General features: G+C 56.3%; 9 protein-coding genes. 7 read left to right on the forward strand and 2 right to left on the reverse strand.

Annotation, left to right across the window (positions count from 1 at the left end; translation table 11 throughout):
- The first annotated feature begins 17 nt into the window (after window positions 1–17).
- The 4 genes from GOX53_RS28610 to GOX53_RS28625 all read left to right on the forward strand — a co-directional run bounded on the left by GOX53_RS28610 (window position 18) and on the right by GOX53_RS28625 (window position 2,785).
- On the forward strand, window positions 18–719 hold the full coding sequence (locus GOX53_RS28610; RefSeq protein WP_171182278.1) for a LuxR family transcriptional regulator: 702 nt from the start codon (window positions 18–20) through the stop codon (window positions 717–719).
- A gap of 220 nt (window positions 720–939) precedes the next feature.
- Window positions 940–1,728, forward strand: coding sequence for a TIGR04255 family protein (locus GOX53_RS28615; RefSeq protein WP_171182279.1), 789 nt, complete (start codon window positions 940–942; stop codon window positions 1,726–1,728).
- Window positions 1,725–2,336 (forward strand): hypothetical protein, encoded by a 612-nt coding sequence (locus tag GOX53_RS28620; protein WP_171182280.1) that lies wholly within the window; start codon window positions 1,725–1,727, stop codon window positions 2,334–2,336. The genes GOX53_RS28615 and GOX53_RS28620 overlap by 4 nt, the downstream gene beginning before the upstream one ends.
- Before the next feature lie 53 nt (window positions 2,337–2,389).
- On the forward strand, window positions 2,390–2,785 hold the full coding sequence (locus GOX53_RS28625) for a hypothetical protein (protein WP_171182281.1): 396 nt from the start codon (window positions 2,390–2,392) through the stop codon (window positions 2,783–2,785).
- A gap of 108 nt (window positions 2,786–2,893) precedes the next feature.
- Here the strand turns inward: GOX53_RS28625 and GOX53_RS28630 are convergent, their stop codons facing one another.
- Window positions 2,894–3,190, reverse strand: coding sequence for a hypothetical protein (locus GOX53_RS28630; protein ID WP_171182282.1), 297 nt, complete (start codon window positions 3,188–3,190; stop codon window positions 2,894–2,896).
- Between the two features lie 53 nt (window positions 3,191–3,243).
- Here GOX53_RS28630 and GOX53_RS28635 point away from each other — a divergent pair, with 53 nt between their 5' ends.
- Together GOX53_RS28635 and GOX53_RS28640 are read left to right on the forward strand one after the other, a co-directional pair.
- Entirely contained in the window at window positions 3,244–4,149 is a 906-nt protein-coding gene (locus GOX53_RS28635; protein ID WP_171182283.1) for an ArdC family protein, read from the forward strand.
- A complete protein-coding gene (locus GOX53_RS28640) occupies window positions 4,149–4,337 on the forward strand; it encodes a hypothetical protein (protein ID WP_171182284.1) in 189 nt (62 codons plus the stop codon). The genes GOX53_RS28635 and GOX53_RS28640 overlap by 1 nt, the downstream gene beginning before the upstream one ends.
- Before the next feature lie 6 nt (window positions 4,338–4,343).
- Here the strand turns inward: GOX53_RS28640 and GOX53_RS28645 are convergent, their stop codons facing one another.
- Window positions 4,344–4,655 (reverse strand): hypothetical protein, encoded by a 312-nt coding sequence (locus tag GOX53_RS28645; RefSeq protein WP_171182285.1) that lies wholly within the window; start codon window positions 4,653–4,655, stop codon window positions 4,344–4,346.
- Between the two features lie 178 nt (window positions 4,656–4,833).
- Between GOX53_RS28645 and GOX53_RS28650 the strand changes: the two genes are divergently transcribed.
- On the forward strand, window positions 4,834–5,223 hold the full coding sequence (locus GOX53_RS28650; protein ID WP_171182286.1) for a hypothetical protein: 390 nt from the start codon (window positions 4,834–4,836) through the stop codon (window positions 5,221–5,223).
- Window positions 5,224–5,392: the final 169 nt, after the last annotated feature.

Below are 5,392 nucleotides of genomic sequence, written 5' to 3' on the forward strand. Positions count from 1 at the left end.
GGGCCACAGGCTGAAGCATGGATGTCGTCGATCTCAGCACGCTGCCGCCGTCGGATACGACATACGCCAAATTCCTCTACCAGGTGCGCGAAAAGCTCGAGATGGACCACGCGTCCTATGCCGGGCTCAACCCGTCTGCCGGAACGGTACACGGGCATGTGACCTACGACGATGCCTGGAAGCTCCATTATGTGGAGCAGGGTTTCCAGATGATCGATCCGACGCTGCACATGGCAAAGCGTTCGGTCGCGCCTGTCGATTGGAGCCGGCTGCAGAACAGCCCGAATTTTGACACGGTGTTTCGGGACGCCAATGACTTCGGGATCTCCAACCAGGGCATCACGATCCCGATCCGTGGACCCTATGGCGACGTCGGCATGCTCAGCGCCACCCGCGATTGCTCAAAGACCGAATGGCAGAAACTGATCCGCCACGTAATCGGAGATCTGCAGTCCCTGGCCGTTCATATCCACGATTCCGTCATGAGCTCGGACAAGATCCACCAGCTGCTGCATCACCCCACCTTGTCAAACCGAGAGGTCGAAATCCTGCAATGGGTCGCCGCCGGCAAGACGCAGCACGACATCGGCGACATCCTGTCGATTTCGCATCGCACCGTTGAGGTGCACCTGCGCTCGAGCCGCGAAAAGTTGAACGCGCTGACCACGCCCCAGGCCGTTGCGCGCGCGATCAGAACAGGGCTGATATTTCCGGGGTAGAGATGGGAACAAATGAGAAATCCAAGTGGCCGCTACGATACCATGGCAGTTCCTAACACAAACCAATGCATACTAAACGCCACTGCTTTGACGCGCACCATATTGAGATTTTACTTCACTTCTGACGCCATATATTGGAAGACTGTGGCGACAACCCCATATGACGTTAGAGGCACAAGGGTTGCACCTAAGAGCGGTAGAACCTGTCAACTGAGGTACTATGAAGGTCCGGTTTCAAAACCCTCCGATCAACGAGCTGATCATTGCAACTTACTTCAATCCGCCGCTGTTCACGTTGCGGAATGAACACATCGGTTTGTTTTGGTCGAAAATCCGCGATGGGTTTCCAGAAGTCGAGCAGCAGACACCGTACGGTGGAGTTGCGAGCTTTGAACAGGTTGGTGGCGAGATCTTCCCGATGCCGCGTTTCTGGTTTGTAGCAGAAGACCAGATCAATTTGATCCAGCTGCAGAAAAATGCCTTTATGTTCAACTGGCGTCGCCGAGATGCTGAGTACCCCCACTTCGCTGAAAATCTTAAGCCGGCATTCGATAAGTATTACGCGGCTTTCGAGGATTTTGCCCGCGAGAATGTCGGCGTTCAAGACATCCAAATCGACCAGTGTGAATTAACCTACATCAACGCAATTGAGGTTTGTGAGTATTGGCAAGGACCGGAGGACACCGCTAAAGTCATTCCTTCATTCTCAATACCGGAGACGGAGATTGAACCGACCACGGCCCCTTCATTCAACTGCACTTATGTATATCTGCAATCAAACGATCTGCAACTTCGAGTGAACATTCGGAACGGAGAAGCTAAGGCAAAGCCCGGAACGCCGGTGCTCGTGTTTGAAATCAAGGCCACCGGTCGGCTTGGGCAAGTTGGAAAGTCTTCTGCCGATAGGTGGTTCGGTCGGGCTCATGAAGCGATCATCGCCAGTTTTGTCAACCTGACAAGCAAGGGCATACAAGAAGAATTCTGGAAACCGGTTAGAGAGGACGCATGATCCAAGCACGTGAAATGGAAAGTGTGACGCGAGACCCAGGGTATCTGCCGTCACCGATGATGGAAGAGCTTGATAACGCCTCGGCATTCGAATTTGCCTTGCCTGTGGTCGACCATCACAAGCCGACTTTCCGACCACAGTTTACTGATCCCTTGGATCAACCCGTCGCGCTGACCGACAATATCGTTCAAATCTATGACCCAGACTTAGCGCTAGCCCACGAACTTGGCGAGAGAGCCAACCAGCGCCGATCAGATCTCCTGGCTTACAAGATCAGGATCGAAGCCCTGTGTGCCCACGCGGTGCAAGAAGGCTACAGTTTGAATGCGGCCTCCAAACACGATTTCTGGAGATTCATCTGCTCTGAGCCCTTCATTCGCAAAGGAAATTTGATCCTGATGGATAACGGCAATTTACGCGCAATGTGGCGGGATCAGCATCGCAATCATATCGGCCTGCAATTCATAGGGGGTCGGATGGTGCAATACGTGATCTTCAAGCGGCGCGAAGCGGTCGCCAAAATTTCCCGTGTTGCTGGGCGCGATAGCTTTGATGGCGTAAAGCGTCAAATACAAGCCTTTGATCTTCAGTCACTGGTCTACGCTTGAAGGGCGATGATCTTCCTTCGACGGACCACATTGTAAGGTATGTCAAGCCAAGCATGATCGACGAGGACGGTGTTGTTAATGGTGCAGAATTCCGACTGCGGCCGCACCGGCCTGACGAGGTGGGTGTATCTGTCAACTGGCTTGAGGTCTTCGATCCCGATAAAGCGCATCAGCTCTCCGAAGTACGGCGGTTATATCGCCTTGCGGTCAAAAAAAGTGGCCGATTTGCGGAACTGAACGTTGGTACGGTGCATGAGAGAGTGGCAGAAGAGCTGGAATCACTGCGAATTGTCCATGAACCGCAAGAAGCTGAAGAAAGGTTTGAAGAAGATCCTTCGCATGCCGAGATTATCGGTTTGCCGCCTGGGGATTCCGACCAAGCAATGATGATTGGTGATCTGATCGCAGAGTGCATAATCGCCATACATCCGGCCAAGGATGAAACGTAGTCTTTCTAGTCCGAAGAACCGCCGAGCAATGGAGGTGCTCAATGTACGGCTTTCCAATCAGTTCACTTTGACCGGCCTTCAAGGTTCTAATTTTGGCCCCTTTCTTCGTTATTGTTCATCCGGCTGCCGCTCCCGTTCATTCATCTGCCACCCTCCTTGGTGCTTGTTGCCCACATCCGGAGACAGGATCACGACGTCGCCAATCTCCTTTTCCCGGCATTTCTTACATTCCAGCCGGGGCAGGATGTCACGGACAGCGGCATCGGGTGCGGCCACCTCCAGAAGATCTGAAACCCGCAGCTCCGCCCCGTGGCCGCAGGCGCGGCACTCCACCCACAGACCATGGGTTGAAATGGCTCTGAGAAGGGTGCCGTATTTTCTGCTGGTGTCCGTTTCGCGCTGCAAAGTGAAAGAAGGCCTTCTGTCGTCGTGAATCCATTCACGATCAGGAGGCCATCATGGGCAAGCCGAAATTCGATGTCTACAGCCACGTCACCAATCAGATCCTCGACGAACTGAAGAAGGGCACTGTCCCCTGGCGAAAGCCGTGGTCAGGCGGGCAGGGGGGTCTGACCCTGCCGCGCAGGGTGACCGGTGAGCATTATCGCGGCATCAACGTGGTCATGCTCTGGATCGCTGCCTTGAACCGCGGTTACAGCTCGACTTCCTGGATGACCTATCGGCAGGCGCAGGATCTCGGCGGGCAGGTCCGCCGCGGAGAACGGTCGACCACCGTGATCAAATACGGCGAGATCCGGAAGGACGACTGCGATGACGTCGCCGGAGAAGGCCGTGTGATCCGCTATGCGCGGGCCTACCGGGTGTTCAATTGCGACCAGATCGATGGGCTCGACGACCACTGGTACGATCCCCCGGCCGAGATCCGGAACTTTGGCACCGAACTCGATCCGGAGCTCGATGCCTGGTTCCACAGGCTCGGCCTGGAGATCCGCCACAGCGATGATCCCCGCGCCTATTACGATCCGGCCCGGGATCTGATCCACATGCCGCCAGTCCGCACGTTCGAGACTGCTCACGGCTACTTCTACACGCTCGGTCATGAGTCAGCCCACGCGATCGCCGACTGCCGGCGGCTGGATCTAACGTTTCCTGGCAAGACCCAGCGAGACCAGCTTGTTCACGAAGAGCTTTTTGCGGAAATCTGCAGCGCCTTCCTGTGCGCCCGGCTCGGCGTTCAGCCCTCCTTCGAGCAGAATGCCGCATACGTTGCCAGTTGGGTCAAAGCAATTTCCGACGATCACAAAGCGATCCTGCGAGCTGCCGCCAACGCTCAAGCCGCCGCGGACTGGGCATTCGAGCGGGCAGGGGAGCCGGGCGTACCTTCAGAGCAGGAGGCCGCGTGATGCAGACCTGGCGCGTTACATGGGAGATCGACATCGAAGCCGACTCGGCGACTGAGGCTGCAGCAAGAGCCCTTGCGATCATGCGGGACAATGATCCGCTCAACACGGCCACTGTGTTCACCTGTGTCGGTCCGGAACGCGAAGCCACGGTTGTGGATCTCTACGAAGAAGATGGAGGCCTGAGCTGAGGAGGATCAGGGCTTGTTGCTGTCGATCCAGCGAGACATCAGTACGCGATCGCGGAAGCATTCGTCCGGGACCACGCTGCGCTTGATCCGGGCGATGCGTTCCGCAAAAGCAACCTGCTTCGAGCTCGGCCGAGGATCCTTGTCTGCGGCCGGTGCCTGCAGCTGGGCATCGATCCAGCGGCTCAGCTCATAGCGATCCTGCTGAATCTCCCAGGGCAGAACAACGTTCCGCTCCTGGGAGATCCGCCGGGCATAGGCGAGCTGTTTTGGCGTCGCAGGCAATGTCTGGGATGGAACAGTGGCAGTCTGTCCGGACATCAGATTTCCCCCTCTGGCAGCTTGCTCCCAATATAGAACAAACAGGGGGCGTGTTCAATCATATTGCGGTTGCTTGCGACACAAATACTACATGTAGCGGTGCCCTCCGAAAAGGAAGAGGTGGCCTTTCCGGCCTTGCGATCCCGATTGGGGATCGAGACAGACAAGGAGACCACCGATGGCACAAGACAGAACCGTTCACAGCAAAAACCTAGAAGGCAATCTCTGGCGCGACCTGCAGGTCTATTATGACCGCGGCGGGATCAGCTTTTGGGATTACAGCCAGAAACCAAAAGGCATCTACTTCGCCAGTCATCTCTACCAGAAGACCGACACGACCGCCGGCGCCATTCGGACCTGGTCGACGGGCCAGAAAGGCGACGGCTACCTCCTGATCGTTCCGTTGGAGCGCTACAGCCGGAAACAGCTCCGCCTGGTACGGGAGCGGGTCGAGGCGGATCCCGAACGCATTCACGACATGCTGGGCCGCGGCCAGGTCACCGAGCTGAAGCAGCTGCTGGCAGGGGAACCGCTCACTCCCAACGGCGGCGCGGCGGAGGCGGCATAGCCGAGAGAAAGAGATTTCTTCGTGAATTCATGTCCCCGGGGAAGGGGGCATGAGAAGACACTGGCCAATCCGGCCACAACATCATCATCGAAATCAGGAGACAAAACGATGCTTGACGGAAAAATCACCCGCATGGACGCAGACGACGCATTTGCAGGCGACATCGCCT

Origin of the sequence: Ruegeria sp. HKCCD8929 (genome assembly GCF_013031405.1) — a bacterium.
In the GTDB taxonomy this organism is placed as follows: Bacteria; Pseudomonadota; Alphaproteobacteria; order Rhodobacterales; family Rhodobacteraceae; genus Ruegeria.